Consider the following 16,343-nt stretch of genomic DNA (forward strand, 5'->3'; position numbering starts at 1 on the left):
CGAATTCACCTGCGAGGGATCAAGTGAACTGCGCACACAAACTGGGTCTTGGGAGACGCCACCTGTGTTGCAGGTTTCGGCGGTCTGTCTTCGTAATACTCCAAAACCCATGACAGAAAAAAGCACTTTGACGCTTTTTTGAAGTTTATTTTTCAGAGTGACGAATAGCCCTTGGCGTGCAGGCAATGTGCCGTTAAAGTCGGAAGTCCGCCTGCATCGAATTTCACCAGAAATCCACCCCTCGCTCAATGTTTACGGGCTTTTGTCCTGTTCAACGAAAACCGTCCTGACAGTCTTCCCAACCGATCCCGCTGGGCGCCGTTTGCGTGATCAGCCAGGGCAGCGCCGTTTTCACGCCGTCCTGCTTCACATTGAAATTAATCACCCCGTGCCGCCACAGCAGCATCAAGGTCAGCACCCGCTGAGCGCTTTGACTGGCCTTCAGCTTGCCCGCTCCGTCCTGGGCATCGATGTCCCAGAGCGCCACTCGCAAGCCCTGGGCCTCGAAGAATCCTGCCGCGTCCGAGCGTCGCTGACCATCGGGCGGGCGAAACAGCGGCACGTAATTCTCCGGCAATTTGTTTTTGACCAGATCGGCGCTGCGTCGCACCGAGTCCTGCCAGTCCTGCCAATGGCTATGGGAGCGAAATTCCCAGCCCTGCACGCCGATGCACTGCTGTGAATAGGTTGCCTGCAAGCTGGTCTCCGGGCGGCCGGCAAGGCGCGCCTGGATGTCTTTGCCGAGGGCGAAGAACGTGCCGTTCATGTTCGACTTGCGGAGGTAGTCCGCGACCCAGTCGGTGTTGTCCGGCGCGGCATTGGCGGCGCTGTCGAAAGTCAGCAGAAACAGTCGGTCATGCATGGCATCGCCGTTGCGCTCAAAGTCGCCAAAACGATCGACTTCGCTGCTGGTCTGGGGAAACAGCGCTGCCTTGCGCAGTTGCTCGTCCAGGTACTGCGCGTGGAACAAGCGACTCGGCTCGGCCCACTTGATGTAATAGCTGTCGTCGCTGACCTGGAACTTGGCGGCTTGCTCGCGCAGGGTTGCCATGTCTTCGACGAGGAAGCAGAAGGACGCATCCTGGTCGCAGCTCTGCTGGGCGAAGTTGTAGTTGGTCAACAAACGCTGCCACAGTCGCTGGCGCAGGCTGTTGATGGCATCCACATTAACGGTTCGCAGCCCCAGGCGCTGCGCCAGGCCCGCCTCATCCATTGACTCACTGGCCAGCAAGACACGCGCGAACATGAGGATCTCGGCACGCGACGCGACATCGAACAGGGTCGGGCTGCCGAGCTGTTCGGGCCAGGTGCTGCGATCCAGCGTCGCCACGTCGCCGGGCGCCGCCAGGGCACCGAAACTCAGAAGCCAGGTGAAGCAGAAAAAAACGATACGCAATGGGATGTCTCCATAACAAAACCCGCGCGGCACTATAGCTGATCCCATCCGTATACCCGCAGCACCACCGCTCCCGCAGGGGAACGATCAGAACCAGGCATTCCCACGCAAAGCGTGGGAACGATCAGGAAACTTGGGCAGCCGCCGATCACCTATCACCCTCATAGCTGGAGTCAACAGAGACAACCCCCTAGAATCGCCCCCACGATTAAAGGAGACGACTTCATGCTGATGGTGATTTCCCCCGCCAAGACCCTCGATTACGAAACACCGCCGGCGACCCAGCGCTTTACCCAACCGCAATACCTTGACCATTCCCAGGAGCTGATCCAGCAATTGCGTGACCTGACGCCCGCGCAGATCAGTGAGTTGATGCACGTCTCCGACAAGATCGGCGGGCTCAACGCCGCGCGCTTCGGCAGCTGGACGCCCGCGTTCACACCGGAAAACGCCAAGCAGGCATTGCTGGCGTTCAAGGGAGATGTGTACACCGGGCTGAACGCGCAAACCTTCAGCGAAGACGATTTCGATTACGCCCAGCAACACCTGCGCATGCTCTCCGGGCTCTATGGCCTGCTGCGCCCACTGGACCTGATGCAGCCGTATCGACTGGAAATGGGCACCAAACTGGCGAACGCTCGCGGCAAGGATCTGTATGCCTTCTGGGGCACGCGAATCAGCGAATGGCTGAACGAAGCCCTGGCAGATCAGGGGGATGACGTGCTGCTGAACCTGGCGTCCAACGAATACTTCTCGGCCGTCAAACGCAGCGCCCTGAACGCTCGCATCATTAATACCGACTTCAAGGACCTGAAAAACGGCCAGTACAAGATCATCAGTTTCTACGCGAAAAAAGCCCGCGGAATGATGAGCCGTTTCGTCATTGAAGAACGCATCAACGACCCGGCAGCCCTCAAGCAATTTGACGTTCAAGGCTATCGCTACAGCGCCGAACAGTCGAAACCGGACCACCTGGTATTCCTCCGCGATCACGCGCCCGAGTGACGCCCCGGATCGGCGCACGAACTTCGTGCGCCATCGATTGATCGTCTGACAATTCCCCGCCAGATTCGCCGAGTTATTGGCGCCAGAAATCCACCGCGCAATCTTCTAACTTTTGTTTCACTCGACTTCGGTGATTTTTTTCAGTAGTGGCACTGAAAATTTTTATCAGTAGTGGCACAAAACTATCCCCGCCGATTATCCGCCTATATATAAAGGGCGAAACCGCACGTGCTATCAATATGAGAGCAGTGCCATCTTTCTCAATATTTCAAGAAATTTCAGGTTTCACGATGGGCGGACCGGAACTATGTCCAAATGCGTCGCTCATACCACCGGTAACGATTATCCGTGAGGTTGTACGAGATAACTTACGCAGATAAGAGATTCAGATAGCGAAGTTGTCACATTAACTAGCGCTGATTAATCCCTCATTTGGACAACCTCTGAAGGAAAGGAGATACGCAGCACTCATATCCCCTAAAAGGCCAAGGCTGCGCCCTTATAAACGTGCTCGCCAGAGCACCCAACCGCTTGATCTACGGGCTTATCGCCCGCCATTGAGCGCGCACGACCTTTGCACAAGCGGTCCTCCGATTCGAGGATCAGCTGCATAACAGGGCACTTCATAATAATAAAGCCTGGTTGCGCACATCTTGAGTGCACTTATTTAGTCACTCGGAACTTATATGCCTGCACGCGGCACTGTGGCGCTTAATTGCGGCACTTGCGAGTGCACTAAGACCGCTGAATACCATTAATACCGGCCATCTAATGGCCTGGTTAATACCGGCTTGAAAATAGAGAGGTAATTGCGATGCGCATCAGCATATTTGGTTTGGGTTACGTTGGCGCAGTCTGTGCCGGTTGCCTGTCTGCCCGGGGCCATGACGTCGTTGGCGTCGATGTAGCCAAAGACAAGATCGATATGATCAACGCCGGTAAATCGCCGATCGTTGAACCGGGTCTGGGCGAACTTCTGCAGAAGGGTATCGAGACCGGCAAACTGCGCGGCACGACCAACTTCGCAGAAGCCATCCGCGACACTGACCTGTCGATGATCTGCGTTGGTACGCCGAGCAAGAAAAACGGCGACCTGGAACTGAACTACATCGAAGCCGTGTGCCGCGAGATCGGTTTTGTCCTGCGTGACAAGACCACCCGCCACACCATCGTGGTTCGCAGCACCGTTCTGCCGGGCACTGTCGCAAACGTTGTCATCCCGATCCTCGAAGACTGCTCCGGCAAGAAAGCAGGCGTCGACTTCGGCGTTGCAGTGAACCCTGAGTTCCTGCGTGAAAGCACCGCGATCGCCGACTACGACCAACCGCCAATGACCGTCATCGGCGAGTTCGACAAAGCTTCGGGTGACGTTCTGCAATCGCTGTACGAAGAACTCGATGCACCGATCATCCGCAAGGACATCGCCGTTGCCGAGATGATCAAGTACACCTGCAACGTTTGGCACGCCACCAAAGTGACCTTCGCCAACGAGATCGGCAACATCGCCAAGGCTGTCGGCGTCGATGGTCGTGAAGTGATGGAAGTGGTCTGCCAGGACAAGACACTGAACCTGTCCCAGTACTACATGCGTCCAGGTTTCGCCTTCGGCGGCTCGTGCCTGCCAAAGGACGTTCGCGCCCTGACCTTCCGTGCCGGTTCCCTGGACGTCGATGCGCCGCTGCTGAACTCGCTGATGCGCAGCAACGTGTCGCAAGTGCAGAACGCATTCGACATCGTTTCCAGCCACGACAAACGCAAAGTCGCCCTGCTGGGACTGAGCTTCAAGGCCGGTACCGATGACCTGCGCGAAAGCCCGCTGGTGGACCTGGCCGAAATGCTGATCGGCAAAGGCTACGACCTGAGCATCTACGACAGCAACGTCGAATACGCCCGTGTTCACGGCGCGAACAAGGATTACATCGAGTCGAAAATCCCCCACGTCTCGTCCTTGCTCAACTCGGACTTCGACGACGTGATCAACAACTCCGACGTGATCATCCTCGGCAACCGTGACGAGAAATTCCGCGCCCTGGCGCAGAACGCCCCGCACGGCAAGCAAGTGATCGACCTGGTCGGCTTCATGTCCCAAGCCACCAGCGTCGCCGGTCGCACCGAAGGCATCTGCTGGTAACACGGAATCCCGTCTCCGTTAAAACCTGTGGGAGCACGGCTTGCCGGCGATGACGGTTTTGAAATCGCCATCGCCAGCAAGCTGTGTTCCTACACGGGCAAGGAGCTTGCAACTGACTTTAGGATTCCGATTATGCACAGGCTAAAGAACGGCCTACTTCAGGCCGCCGGTTGGCTGTTTTACCTCAGTATTTTGATGGGCATCGCCATGGCGTTGCCTGTGTCCACCTTCGACTCCGAATCGAAAGACTTCATCTTTCTGATCGGCATCGTCGGTATCTGGCGTTACTCGATGGGTGCCACGCACTTCCTGCGCGGCATGCTGTTCTTGTACGTGGTCTACCCGCACCTGCGACGCAAAGTGCGCAAGCTGGGCAAAGCGGCAGACCCGTCCCACGTGTTCCTGATGGTCACCAGTTTCCGTATCGACGCGCTGACCACAGCGCAGGTCTACGCCTCGGTGATCCGCGAAGCGATCGACTGCGGTCTGCCGACCACGATGGTCTGCTCCATCGTGGAAATGTCCGATGAGAAACTGGTGAAGAGCCTCTGGTCGCGGATGAATCCGCCGGACCGGGTCAAGCTCGACTTCGTGCGCATTCCCGGCACCGGTAAACGCGACGGCCTGGCCTACGGTTTCCGCGCCATCTCCCGCCACCTGCCGGACGACCGCGCCGTGGTTGCCGTGATCGATGGCGACACCGTGCTCGGCGAAGGCACCGTGCGCAAGACCGTGCCGTGGTTCCAGCTGTTCGGCAACGTCGGCGGCCTGACCACCAACGAGTTCTGCGAAGTGCGCGGCGGCTACATCATGAGCGAATGGCACAAACTGCGTTTCGCCCAGCGCCACATCAACATGTGCTCGATGGCCTTGTCCAAGCGCGTGCTGACCATGACCGGCCGGATGTCGGTGTTCCGTGCCACTGTGGTGACCAACCCGGAATTCATTGCCGACGTCGAAAGCGACTCGTTGCAGCACTGGCGCCTGGGCCGCTTCAAGTTCCTGACCGGTGACGACAAGTCGAGCTGGTTCAGCCTGATGCGTCTGGGCTACGACACCTTCTACGTGCCCGACGCCGCGATCAACACCGTGGAACACCCGCCGGAAAAAAGCTTCATCAAGGCCAGCCGCAAACTGATGTTCCGCTGGTACGGCAACAACCTGCGCCAGAACTCCCGTGCCCTGGGCCTGGGGATGAAACGCCTCGGCCTGTTCACCTCGGTGGTGCTGTTCGACCAGCGCGTGTCGATGTGGACTTCGCTGCTCGGCCTGACCGTCGCGATCATCGCCAGCTTCAAATACGGCACCGCGTTCATCCTCGCGTACCTGCTGTGGATCGGCATCACCCGCCTGATTCTGACCCTGCTGCTGTCCTGCTCCGGTCACAAGATCGGCCCGGCTTACCCGGCGATTCTCTATTACAACCAGATTGTCGGCGCGCTGGTGAAGATCTACGTGTTCTTCCGCCTCGATCAACAATCCTGGACTCGCCAGCCCACTTCCCTGACCCGTGATCTCGCCAGCTTTCAACGTTGGTTCAACACCTGGTCGTCTCGGACCATGACCTTCTCCGCCGGCAGCATATTTGTCGCCGTGCTGCTGATGATGGTCTGACCGCCCCCTTATTGAATTAACCAGGAAATCGCCCTTATGAATACCGCCGTCAATGCCAACGTAGTGCACGAATCTGAAGCCCAGCGCCAACACGCCCGAGTGAAAATCCCGGCCAAGCTGCGCTTCTTCGGCCCTGACCGGACCCCGGTTGAAGCTCGAGTGATCGACCTTTCTGCTGGCGGCCTGGCCTTCAACGCCGGTCAGCTGCCGCTGAAAATCGGCGATGTGTACAAGGCTCGCCTGCAGTTCGTCATCGATAACCTCGGCCTGGCCATGGACGTGGAGTTGCAGGTTCGCTCCTACGATCGCCAGACCGGTCGCGCCGGTTGCCAGTTCCAGAACCTGGAACAGCAGGACATCTCGACCTTGCGCCACCTGATCACCTCTCACCTGGCCGGCGACATCGTCAGCATGGGTGAAGTGCTGGCGACCTTGCAGCGCGACAACTTCACCAAGGCGCGCAAGGTCAAGGACGGCGGCCACGGCATGACGCCGTTTGGTCGTCTGCGTGCAGTGACCTTCAGCCTGGCGATTTTCCTGGTTGGCCTGACCGCGTTCGGTTTCATCTTCAAGTCGGTGTACGGCATGTACTTCGTCAGCCACGCCCAGGCCGGTCTGGTCAGCGTGCCGGGCATGAACATCACCATGCCGCGTGACGGCACCGTGCAAAGCCTGATCAAGGCAGACGGCGTTGCCGCCAAAGGCGCACCGCTGGCGACATTCAGCACCAGCATGCTCGACGTGCTCAAAGGTCATCTGGACGAAGACCAGCTGCAACCGGCCAAGGTTGAAGAGCTGTTCGGCAAGCAAATGACCGGCACCCTGACCTCGCCGTGCGATTGCACCGTGGCGCAGCAACTGGTTGCCGACGGTCAGTACGCCAGCAAGGGCGATGTGATTTTCAACCTGGTACCGCGTAACAGCGAAGCCAACGTCGAAGCGCGCTTCTCCTATCGCCAGTTCGGCGACGTTCGTCCAGGCACCAACGTCAGCTTCCAGATTGCCGGCGAAGACAAGACCCGCACCGGCAAGATCGTCAGCAGCACCAGCCTGAAAAGCGCTGATCTGTCCTCCGACATCCGCGTGCTGATCCAGCCTGACGAACCTCTGGACAGCAAGTTCGCCGGTCACCCGGTTGAAGTGAACAGCGATCGCGGCCCGAACCTGAACTGGCTGATCGACAAAGCCATGGCTGCTGGTCTGTAACCGGAGGACATGCCCGTGACGATCATCAGTCTCCTGAAAACACCGCGATCCCTGTGGGAGCTGGCTTGCCAGCGATTGGATCACCCCGGTTTTCCTGAAACACCGAGCCGGTCGAGCGCGACCCCGGCCGATCGCTGGCAAGCCAGCTCCCACAGGGGGCATCTGGTGTGCTCACTGGCATTGGCCGTCAGCCTGGCCGGTTGCGCCGGCCTGCCCGACCAGCGCCTGGCCAATGAAGCCCTCAAGCGCGGCGACACCGCGCTGGCGCAGCAGAACTACAAGCAACTGGCCGACCTCGGCTACAGCGAAGCGCAGGTGGGCCTCGCCGATATCCAGGTCGACAGCCGTGACCCGGCGCAGATCCGGCAGGCCGAAGCGACTTACCGCGCCGCCGCCGATGTCTCGCCACGAGCCCAGGCTCGCCTGGGTCGCTTGCTGGTCGCCAAACCGGGTTCGACCGAAGCCGAACAGCACGAAGCCGAAGGCCTGTTGAAAAAGGCCTCGGCCAATGGCGAAGGCAATACGCTGATCCCGCTGGCCATGCTGTACCTGCAATACCCTCACAGCTTCCCGAACATCAACGCCCAGCAGCAGATCAGCCAATGGCGCGCCGAAGGCAAGCCTGAAGCGGGTCTCGCCCAAGTGTTGCTGTATCGCACCCAAGGCACTTACGACCAGCACCTGGACGAAGTCGCAACCATCTGCAAAGCCGCGCTGAACACCACCGACATCTGCTACGTCGAGCTGGCCACGGTTTATCAGAAACAAGCCAAGCCCGACCTGCAAGCCGAGCTGATCAAGCAGATGCAAGCGGCTCACGCTCGCGGCACCGTTTCCGCTCAGCGCGTGGACAGCGTCGCTCGCGTACTCGGCGACCCGACCCTGGGCACCACCGACGAAAAAACCGCGCAGTCGCTGCTCGAAGGCATCGCCCCTGGCTACCCGGCGTCGTGGGTCAGCCTTGCCCAACTGCTCTACGACTTCCCCGAACTCGGCGACGTCGACACGATGATGAAGTACCTGGACAACGGCCGCGCCGCCGATCAGCCGCGCGCCGAGCTGTTGCTGGGCAAGCTTTACTACGAAGGCAAAATGGTGCCGGCCGATGCCAAGGCTGCCGAAGAACACTTCCAGAAAGCCGTTGGCCGCGAAGTCGCCGCCGATTACTACCTCGGCCAGATCTATCGCCGTGGTTACCTGGGCAAGGTCTATTCGCAGAAAGCGCTGGACCACTTGCTGACCGCTGCGCGCAACGGCCAGAACAGCGCCGACTTCGCCATTGCCCAGCTGTTTTCCCAAGGTAAAGGCACCAAGCCCAACCCGCTCAACGCGTATGTCTTCAGCCAGCTAGCCAAGGCTCAAGACACCCCGCAAGCCACCGAGCTTGCGCAAACACTCGAAGCCCAACTGCCGCCTGCCCAGCTCGCCGAGGCCCAACGCCTGTTGAAACAAGAACAGGCCGTTCGTGGTGCCTTGAGCCAGAACACGCTGGATCTGCATGCCCTGCAAGAAGAAGACGGCGAGGAATCCCTATGAAGTTGAATCCATTCGTTAAGGCCGGTATTGGCCTGACATTCGCCTTGATGTGGTCGTGCCCGACCCTCGCGGCCCTGACTGAAAGCCAGAACTACGGCCTTGATGTAAAGGTCACCGCCCAATCCGAAGACGATACCGACCTGGGCACGCAAAAAGGCGGCGACGTCAACGGCGTCGGCCTCGACCTGCGCCCTTGGGTGTATGGCGAAAGCGGCGCGTGGAGCGCCTATGCGATGGGTCAGGCGGTGACGTCGACCGACATCATCGAGACCGACACGCTGCAGCAGTCCGACAGCGACGGCACCCAGACCACCGACAACGGTGATCGCAAGACCAAGAAAAACTACCTGGCGATGCGTGAGTTCTGGGTCGGCTACAGCGGCCTCACGCCCTACCCTGGCGAGATGCTCAAGCTCGGCCGCCAGCGCCTGCGCAACGACGACGGCCAATGGCGCGACACCAACATCGAAGCCTTGAACTGGACGTTCGACACCACCCTGTTGCGTGCCAACGCCGGTGTCGCCGAACGCTTCAGCGAATACCGCACTGACCTCAAGGAGCTGGCGCCAAAAGACAAGGATCGCCTGCATGCCTACGCCGATGCGGCGTACCAGTGGACCCCGGGCAACTGGGTCGGCATTCGCGGTCATCACACCCACGATGACGGCAAGCTCGACTACGCAGAACCGGGTGTGGCACCTGATTCCCTGGACAAGAAACAGAACGGCGACCTCAGCTGGATCGGCCTCACCGCTGACAGCGATGCCTATAACTGGCGCAACACCAACACCGTCAACTACTGGGGCAGCGTCACCGGCATGAGCGGCGACCGCGACAAGGTCAACCCGCTGAACGCTGACGGCACCGCGCCTGCGCAAGCCAAGACCAGTGGTAACGTCGATGGCTGGGCCACCGACCTGGGTGTGCGTCTGCGCCTCGATCCGCAATGGCAAGTCGGTGCGGCGTATGCCCGTGCCAGTGCCGATTACGAACAGAATGGCCTGGAAAGCAACCGTTCGAACTACACCGGTACCCGCTCGCGCGTTCACCGTTTCGGCGAGGCTTTCCGCGGCGAAATGAACAACATGCAGAGCGCTTCCCTGTTCGGTTCGTGGATGCTCAACGACGAATACGACGCCAGTGTGATCTACCACAAATTCTGGCGCGTCGACGGCAACAAGCCGGTCGGCAGCAACGGCATCAACGCCGTACAGAACGACACCGACGACGTGACCGGCGCCATCCTCTCCAGCACGTCCCTGCCGCTGGAAGACGGCAACAAGGACCTCGGCCAGGAAATGGACGTGGTGGTCACCAAGTACTTCAAGCAAGGCTTGCTGCCTGCTTCGCTAAGCCAGTCGATCGATGAGCCTTCCGCCCTGGTGCGTTTGCGTGGCGGTGTCTTCAAGCCAGGCGATGCCTACGGCAAAGGCGTTGACTCGTACATGCACCGCGCATTCATCGACGTGATCTGGCGCTTCTGATGCGAACCGCGAAGGGAGTGCCCGACATGAATAATCCGAAGCGAGGTTCGATCACCTTGCTGGCCGGCGCGATGCTGCTGGCAAGCTCGGCTGCCTTCGCCAACGTGGAGCCGGCGACCAAGCCTGTGACCCTCGGCAAAGAGCTGCAACAGGCCAAGACCTACACCGTCACCAGCGCGCCGACCGCGCCGCTGGAGCTTGCAAAGCCAACACTGCCTGATACCTCCGGCTACACCGCCGAAGCCATCGCCGCGAAAGTCGTGCGCACCAAGGCCGGCAAGATCAGTGTGCGCCGGATGATGCAGGAAAATGCCCTGAAGGACTTCATCGGCGGCGATAACAAAATGGCCGAGTGGGTGGTGCGTCAGCACGGCATTCCCCAGGCGATTTTCATCGACGACGGCTACATGAACCTCAAGGACCTGGCGAAGAAAGTACCCAAGCAGTACTTCAGCGAAACCTCGCCGGGGGTTTACCTGGCGAAGTTGCCGATCGTGGTCGGGAACAAAGGCATCCTGGAAATCGACAAGCAGACCCAGGAATTGCGCCTGTCCCAAGAGGCCGGTTCGTTCCTGGTCAACGACGGCCAGCTGTTTGTGCGTGACACCAAAATCACTGGCTGGAGCGAGAAGGCAAACGGCCCGGCGGCCTTCAAGTCGCCGAAGGAATTCCGTCCTTTCCTGCTGTCCTGGGGCGGCACCGAGACCTACATCGCCAACAGCAAGATCGCCAGTTTCGGCTACGCCAACAGTAAGTCGTACGGCGTGAGTATTTCTCAATACACGCCAAACATGGCCAAGGTGCTCAAGCGTCCTGAACCGACCGGCTGGATCGTCGGCTCCGAATTCTCGGACATGTGGTACGGCTTCTACTGCTACGAAACCACCGGCTTCGTGGTCAAGGGCAACACCTACAAAGACAACATCGTCTACGGCATCGACCCGCACGACCGTTCACACGGCCTGATCATTGCGGACAACACGGTGTACGGCACGAAGAAGAAGCACGGGATCATTATTTCCCGTGAGGTCAACGACAGCTTCATCTTCAACAACCGCAGCTTCGACAACAAATTGTCGGGCCTGGTGATCGACCGTAACAGCGTCAACAACCTGGTTGCCTACAACGAGATCTACAAGAACCACACCGACGGGATCACCCTCTACGAGAGTGCCGATAACCTGATCTATGGCAACAAGGTCATCAGCAACCGTCGTCACGGCATCCGTATTCGTAACAGCGTGAACATTCGCCTTTACGAAAACCTGTCACTGGCCAACGGCCTGACCGGCGTCTACGGCCACATCAAAGACCTGACCGACACCGACCGGGACATCAAGCTCGACCCGTTCGACGCCCAGGTGTCGCTGATCATCGTCGGCGGTGAACTGGCCGGTAACGGCAGCGGACCGCTGTCCATCGACTCGCCGCTGAGCGTCGAGCTGTATCGCGTGTCCATGCTCGCCCCGACCAAATCCAGCGGCATCAGCTTCAACGGCATTCTCGGTGAGCGCCAGGATGAAATTCTCGACCTGCTGGTACGCCAGCAGAAAGCCGTGCTGATCGACCCTGTCGAACGCCAGACCGAAATGCAGGACTGAGGATAATTTTATGCACCCACACTTGATCAAATTACTCAGCCTGTCAGGCCTGACTCTCGGGATTCTCGCGGCCAGCAATGGCGTCCGTGCCGATGAGGTTCAAGCGCCGACATTCACCGCTGATCCGTGCTGCAACCTGTGCCCGGAAGCGCACGACGCGAAGAACTACACCACGCGCTATCAGCAGAACTTCACCACGCTGGTACAGGCTCAGGGCGATTGGCTGTTCCGTACGCAAGAAGACTTGCGCACCGAATTCGACACCACGCCGGCCGGCTACAAACGCATGAAAGAACTGCACGATGCGTTCAAGAGCAAAGGTGTGGAACTGGTGGTGGTTTACCAGCCGACCCGTGGCCTGGTGAACCGCAACAAGCTCAATCCGGAAGAAAAAGCCAAGTTCGATTTCGACAAGGCACTGAAGAATTACAAGACCATGCTCGGGCGTTTCGCGCAGATGGGTTACGTGGTGCCGGACCTGTCGCCGCTGACCAACGAATCGCTGCCAGACACCCTGCCCGCCCACGATTTCTACTTCCGCGGCGACCAGCACTGGACGCCATATGGCGCCCAGCGTACGGCGAAAATCGTGGCTGAAAAGGTCAAGCAGATTCCGGCCTACGCCGACATTCCGAAACGCGAATTCGAGACCCACAGGTCGGGTCGCATGGGCAAGACCGGAACATTACACAATATGGCCGGTCAACTCTGCGGCACCAGCTACGCAATCCAGTACATGGATCAATTCACCACAGAACCCAAAGGCGAAGCCGCCGATGGCGATCTGTTCAGTGACTCCGGCAATCCGGAGATCACCCTGGTCGGTACCAGCCACAGTGGCAAGAACTACAACTTCGCCGGTTTCCTCCAAGAGGCCATCGGCGCCGACATCCTCAACGTGGCGTTCCCCGGCGGTGGCCTGGAAGGTTCGATGCTGCAGTACCTGGGCAGCGAAGAATTCCAGACCAAGCCACCGAAGATTCTGATCTGGGAATTCTCGCCGCTCTATCGCCTCGACCAGGAAACCATCTACCGCCAGATGATGGCGCTGCTGGACAACGGTTGCGAAGGAAAGGATGCACAGATGACCGGCAGCACCACGTTGAAACCGGGCAAGAACGAATTGATGGTCAACAGCAAGAACCTGAACCTGCAAAACAGCAGTCACCAGGTAGACATCCGCTTCGCCGATCCATCGGTGAAAACCCTGCAAGCCACCCTCTGGTACATGAACGGTCGCCACGAGGACATCAAAATCGACAAACCGGAAACTTCCGACACCGACGGGCGTTTTGCCTTCGAGTTGCGCACGGACGAAGACTGGGCCTCGCAGAATCTGCTGGCCGTCGAAGTCCAGGGCCCTGAAGCAGGTGCCGCGCCACAGAAGGTCGAAGCGAAAATCTGCAAACGCAACGTATTCCCGAGTGCTGAGCAACGTACCGCTCAGGTCGGGCAATGAGGTCTGCCATGCGAAACCGAACGTTGAAAAATTTACTCGCGCCATCGCTGCTGACGCTGGCGATGTTCGCCGGCGCCACCCAGGCTGCCGCGCCGTTGCGCCCGCCACAGGGCTACTTCGCGCCGATTGAAAAAGTCAAAACCGGCGACAGCAGCAAAGGCTGTGATGCGATGCCGACGCCGTACACCGGTTCGCTGCAATTTCGCAGCAAGTACGAAGGTTCCGACAAGGCCCGTTCGACCCTGAACGTGCAGTCGGAAAAAGCCTTTCGCGACACCACCGCCGACATCACCAAGATGGAACGCGGCACCAGCAAGCGCGTCATGCAGTACATGCGTGACGGTCGCCCGGAACAACTGGAATGCACGCTCAACTGGCTGACGGCCTGGGCCAAGTCGGATGCGTTGATGTCCAAGGACTTCAACCACACCGGCAAGTCCATGCGCAAATGGGCGCTGGGCAGCATGGCGTCTTCGTATATTCGCCTGAAGTTCTCCGACTCGCATCCGTTGGCCAACCATCAGCAAGAGTCGCAGTTGATCGAAGCCTGGTTCAGCAAGATGGCGGATCAGGTGGTCAGCGATTGGGACAACCTGCCGCTGGAAAAAACCAACAACCACTCGTACTGGGCCGCCTGGTCGGTGATGGCAACGTCCGTCGCCACCAACCGCCGTGACCTGTTCGACTGGGCCGTCAAGGAATACAAGGTTGGCGTCAATCAGGTCGACGCCGACGGCTACCTGCCGAACGAACTCAAGCGTCAGCAGCGCGCCCTCGCCTACCACAACTACGCCCTGCCACCGCTGGCAATGATCGCCAGTTTTGCCCAGGTCAACGGTGTGGATCTGCGTCAGGAAAACAACGGCGCGTTGAAACGCCTGGGTGATCGGGTGCTCGCCGGGGTTAACGACCCGGACGAATTCGAAGAGAAGAACGGCAAGGAACAGGACATGACCGACCTCAAGGTCGACTCGAAATTTGCCTGGCTGGAACCGTTCTGCACGCTCTACACCTGCTCGCCGGATGTGCTTGAGAAAAAGCACGAGATGCAGCCGTTCAAGACCTTCCGCCTCGGGGGTGACCTGACCAAGGTCTACGACCCGGCCAACGAGAAAGGCAAAGGTTCTTAGGAACATTATTAAACCCTGTGGGAGCGGGCTTGCCCGCGATGGCGGTCTGACATTCAACATTGATGTCGACTGACCCAACGCTATCGCGGGCAAGCCCGCTCCCACAGGGTCAGCGTCAGGTTTCAGTTTTGTGTGTTGCCCTCCAGATTTCTGTGGGGGGTTTGGGGGGGCCGTTGGCCCTTGACTGTTGGTTAAACATGGAGAGATCGGGATGGTATTTTCATCCAACGTGTTCCTGTTTCTGTTCTTGCCGATCTTTCTCGGCATGTATTACCTGAGCGGAATACGCTATCGCAACCTGCTGCTTCTGATCGCCAGTTATGTGTTCTATGCCTGGTGGCGCGTGGACTTTCTGGCTTTGTTCGCGGCGGTTACGCTGTGGAATTACTGGATCGGCCTCAAAGTCGGCGCCGCAGGCGTGCGGACCAAACCGGCCCAGCGCTGGCTGCTGCTTGGCGTGGCGGTCGACCTGTGCATTCTCGGCTACTTCAAGTACGCCAACTTCGGTGTCGACAGCATCAACGCAATGATGACGTCGGTCGGCCTGTCGCCGTTCATCCTGACGCACGTGCTGTTGCCGATCGGTATCTCGTTCTACATCTTCGAGTCCATCAGCTACATCATCGACGTCTACCGTGGTGATACCCCGGCGACCCGCAACCTGATCGACTTTGCGGCGTTCGTGGCGATTTTCCCGCACCTGATCGCCGGCCCGGTATTGCGTTTTCGCGACCTGGCCGATCAGTTCAATAACCGCACACACACCCTCGACAAGTTCTCCGAGGGCTGCACGCGGTTCATGCAGGGTTTCATCAAGAAGGTCTTCATCGCCGACACCCTCGCCGTCGTTGCCGATCACTGCTTCGCCTTGCAGAACCCGACCACGGGTGATGCCTGGCTCGGCGCCCTCGCCTACACCGCGCAACTGTATTTCGACTTCTCCGGCTACAGCGACATGGCCATCGGCCTGGGCTTGATGATGGGTTTCCGCTTCATGGAAAACTTCAAGCAGCCGTACATCAGCCAGTCGATTACCGAGTTCTGGCGCCGCTGGCACATCAGCCTGTCCACCTGGCTGCGCGACTACCTGTACATCACCCTGGGCGGTAACCGCAAAGGCACGTTGATGACCTATCGCAACCTGTTCCTGACCATGCTGCTCGGTGGTCTGTGGCACGGCGCGAACATCACTTACATCGTGTGGGGTGCATGGCACGGCATGTGGCTGGCGATCGAAAAAGCGCTCGGCCTGAACACTTCGCCGCGCAGCATCAATCCGGTCCGTTGGGCGCTGACGTTCCTGCTGGTGGTCATGGGCTGGGTGATCTTCCGTTCGGAAAACCTGCACGTCGCCGGCCGCATGTATGGCGCGATGTTCAGCTTCGGCGAATGGTCGCTGTCGGAACTCAACCAGGCCAGCCTCACCGGCCTGCAAGTCGCGACGCTGATTGTGGCGTACGCAACCCTGGCGTTCTTCGGCATCCGCGATTTCTACAGCAACCTGCCGCCTGAGAAGACTAAGCCGGTGGTGAACGTCGAAGCCGACGGCCCTGCCACGGCAACACCGGGAATGATCAAAGCCGTACCGGGCGATAACCCGGCCAGCATCCACGAACCGGGCTACACCGTTGGCGTTGAAGCCACCGTGCAACCGGCTTACTGGACCGCTGACTGGTCGCGCTACGTGATGCGCACGCTGGTACTGCTGCTGTTCATCGCCTCGATTTTCAAACTCTCGGCGCAAAGCTTCTCGCCGTTCCTTTACTTCCAGTTCTGAGGGA

The 16,343-nt window shown here is 59.1% G+C and carries 11 protein-coding genes; 10 read left to right on the plus strand and 1 reads right to left on the minus strand.

Annotated features, from left to right (window positions below):
- Positions 1 to 271 precede the first annotated feature (271 nt).
- A complete protein-coding gene (locus tag H7698_RS10555) occupies positions 272 to 1,396 on the minus strand; it encodes a polysaccharide deacetylase family protein (protein WP_235992786.1) in 1,125 nt (374 codons plus the stop codon).
- 225 nt (positions 1,397 to 1,621) lie between these two features.
- Here H7698_RS10555 and yaaA point away from each other — a divergent pair, with 225 nt between their 5' ends.
- The 10 genes from yaaA (at position 1,622) to H7698_RS10605 (ending at position 16,339) form a co-directional block, all read left to right on the plus strand.
- Positions 1,622 to 2,401: a peroxide stress protein YaaA gene (gene yaaA / locus H7698_RS10560; RefSeq protein WP_162437325.1), complete on the plus strand. Its 780-nt coding sequence runs from the start codon at positions 1,622 to 1,624 to the stop codon at positions 2,399 to 2,401.
- 814 nt (positions 2,402 to 3,215) lie between these two features.
- Positions 3,216 to 4,532 (plus strand): nucleotide sugar dehydrogenase, encoded by a 1,317-nt coding sequence (locus tag H7698_RS10565; protein WP_162437324.1) that lies wholly within the window; start codon positions 3,216 to 3,218, stop codon positions 4,530 to 4,532.
- A gap of 132 nt (positions 4,533 to 4,664) precedes the next feature.
- Entirely contained in the window at positions 4,665 to 6,146 is a 1,482-nt protein-coding gene (gene alg8, locus H7698_RS10570) for a mannuronan synthase (protein WP_162437323.1), read from the plus strand.
- 36 nt (positions 6,147 to 6,182) lie between these two features.
- Positions 6,183 to 7,352 carry an alginate biosynthesis protein Alg44 gene (locus tag H7698_RS10575; protein WP_194691344.1) on the plus strand — a complete coding sequence of 390 codons (1,170 nt, stop codon included), beginning with the start codon at positions 6,183 to 6,185 and terminating at the stop codon, positions 7,350 to 7,352.
- A gap of 9 nt (positions 7,353 to 7,361) precedes the next feature.
- Positions 7,362 to 8,888 carry an alginate biosynthesis TPR repeat lipoprotein AlgK gene (algK, locus tag H7698_RS10580; RefSeq protein WP_194691345.1) on the plus strand — a complete coding sequence of 509 codons (1,527 nt, stop codon included), beginning with the start codon at positions 7,362 to 7,364 and terminating at the stop codon, positions 8,886 to 8,888.
- Complete coding sequence (locus H7698_RS10585) at positions 8,885 to 10,372, plus strand: alginate export family protein (RefSeq protein WP_162437320.1); 1,488 nt, start codon at positions 8,885 to 8,887, stop codon at positions 10,370 to 10,372. The genes algK and H7698_RS10585 overlap by 4 nt, the downstream gene beginning before the upstream one ends.
- A 26-nt stretch (positions 10,373 to 10,398) precedes the next feature.
- A complete protein-coding gene (algG, locus tag H7698_RS10590; protein ID WP_194691346.1) occupies positions 10,399 to 11,973 on the plus strand; it encodes a mannuronan 5-epimerase AlgG in 1,575 nt (524 codons plus the stop codon).
- A gap of 10 nt (positions 11,974 to 11,983) precedes the next feature.
- Positions 11,984 to 13,432 carry an alginate O-acetyltransferase gene (locus tag H7698_RS10595; RefSeq protein ID WP_194691347.1) on the plus strand — a complete coding sequence of 483 codons (1,449 nt, stop codon included), beginning with the start codon at positions 11,984 to 11,986 and terminating at the stop codon, positions 13,430 to 13,432.
- 8 nt (positions 13,433 to 13,440) lie between these two features.
- Positions 13,441 to 14,562, plus strand: coding sequence for a mannuronate-specific alginate lyase (locus H7698_RS10600; RefSeq protein WP_194691348.1), 1,122 nt, complete (start codon positions 13,441 to 13,443; stop codon positions 14,560 to 14,562).
- Between the two features lie 211 nt (positions 14,563 to 14,773).
- Positions 14,774 to 16,339, plus strand: coding sequence for an MBOAT family O-acyltransferase (locus tag H7698_RS10605; protein WP_162437316.1), 1,566 nt, complete (start codon positions 14,774 to 14,776; stop codon positions 16,337 to 16,339).
- Positions 16,340 to 16,343: the final 4 nt, after the last annotated feature.

The sequence above is a fragment of the Pseudomonas sp. p50(2008) genome (assembly GCF_015351605.1).
Lineage (GTDB): Bacteria > Pseudomonadota > Gammaproteobacteria > Pseudomonadales > Pseudomonadaceae > Aquipseudomonas.

Coding starts and splice junctions, on each gene's coding strand:
- H7698_RS10585 (WP_162437320.1), top strand. CDS start 8,885: ATGAAGTTGAATCCATTCGTTAAGGCCGGTATTGGCCTGACATTCGCC.
- H7698_RS10575 (WP_194691344.1), top strand. CDS start 6,183: ATGAATACCGCCGTCAATGCCAACGTAGTGCACGAATCTGAAGCCCAG.
- H7698_RS10595 (WP_194691347.1), top strand. CDS start 11,984: ATGCACCCACACTTGATCAAATTACTCAGCCTGTCAGGCCTGACTCTC.
- alg8 (WP_162437323.1), top strand. CDS start 4,665: ATGCACAGGCTAAAGAACGGCCTACTTCAGGCCGCCGGTTGGCTGTTT.
- yaaA (WP_162437325.1), top strand. CDS start 1,622: ATGCTGATGGTGATTTCCCCCGCCAAGACCCTCGATTACGAAACACCG.
- algG (WP_194691346.1), top strand. CDS start 10,399: ATGAATAATCCGAAGCGAGGTTCGATCACCTTGCTGGCCGGCGCGATG.
- algK (WP_194691345.1), top strand. CDS start 7,362: ATGCCCGTGACGATCATCAGTCTCCTGAAAACACCGCGATCCCTGTGG.
- H7698_RS10600 (WP_194691348.1), top strand. CDS start 13,441: ATGCGAAACCGAACGTTGAAAAATTTACTCGCGCCATCGCTGCTGACG.
- H7698_RS10605 (WP_162437316.1), top strand. CDS start 14,774: ATGGTATTTTCATCCAACGTGTTCCTGTTTCTGTTCTTGCCGATCTTT.
- H7698_RS10565 (WP_162437324.1), top strand. CDS start 3,216: ATGCGCATCAGCATATTTGGTTTGGGTTACGTTGGCGCAGTCTGTGCC.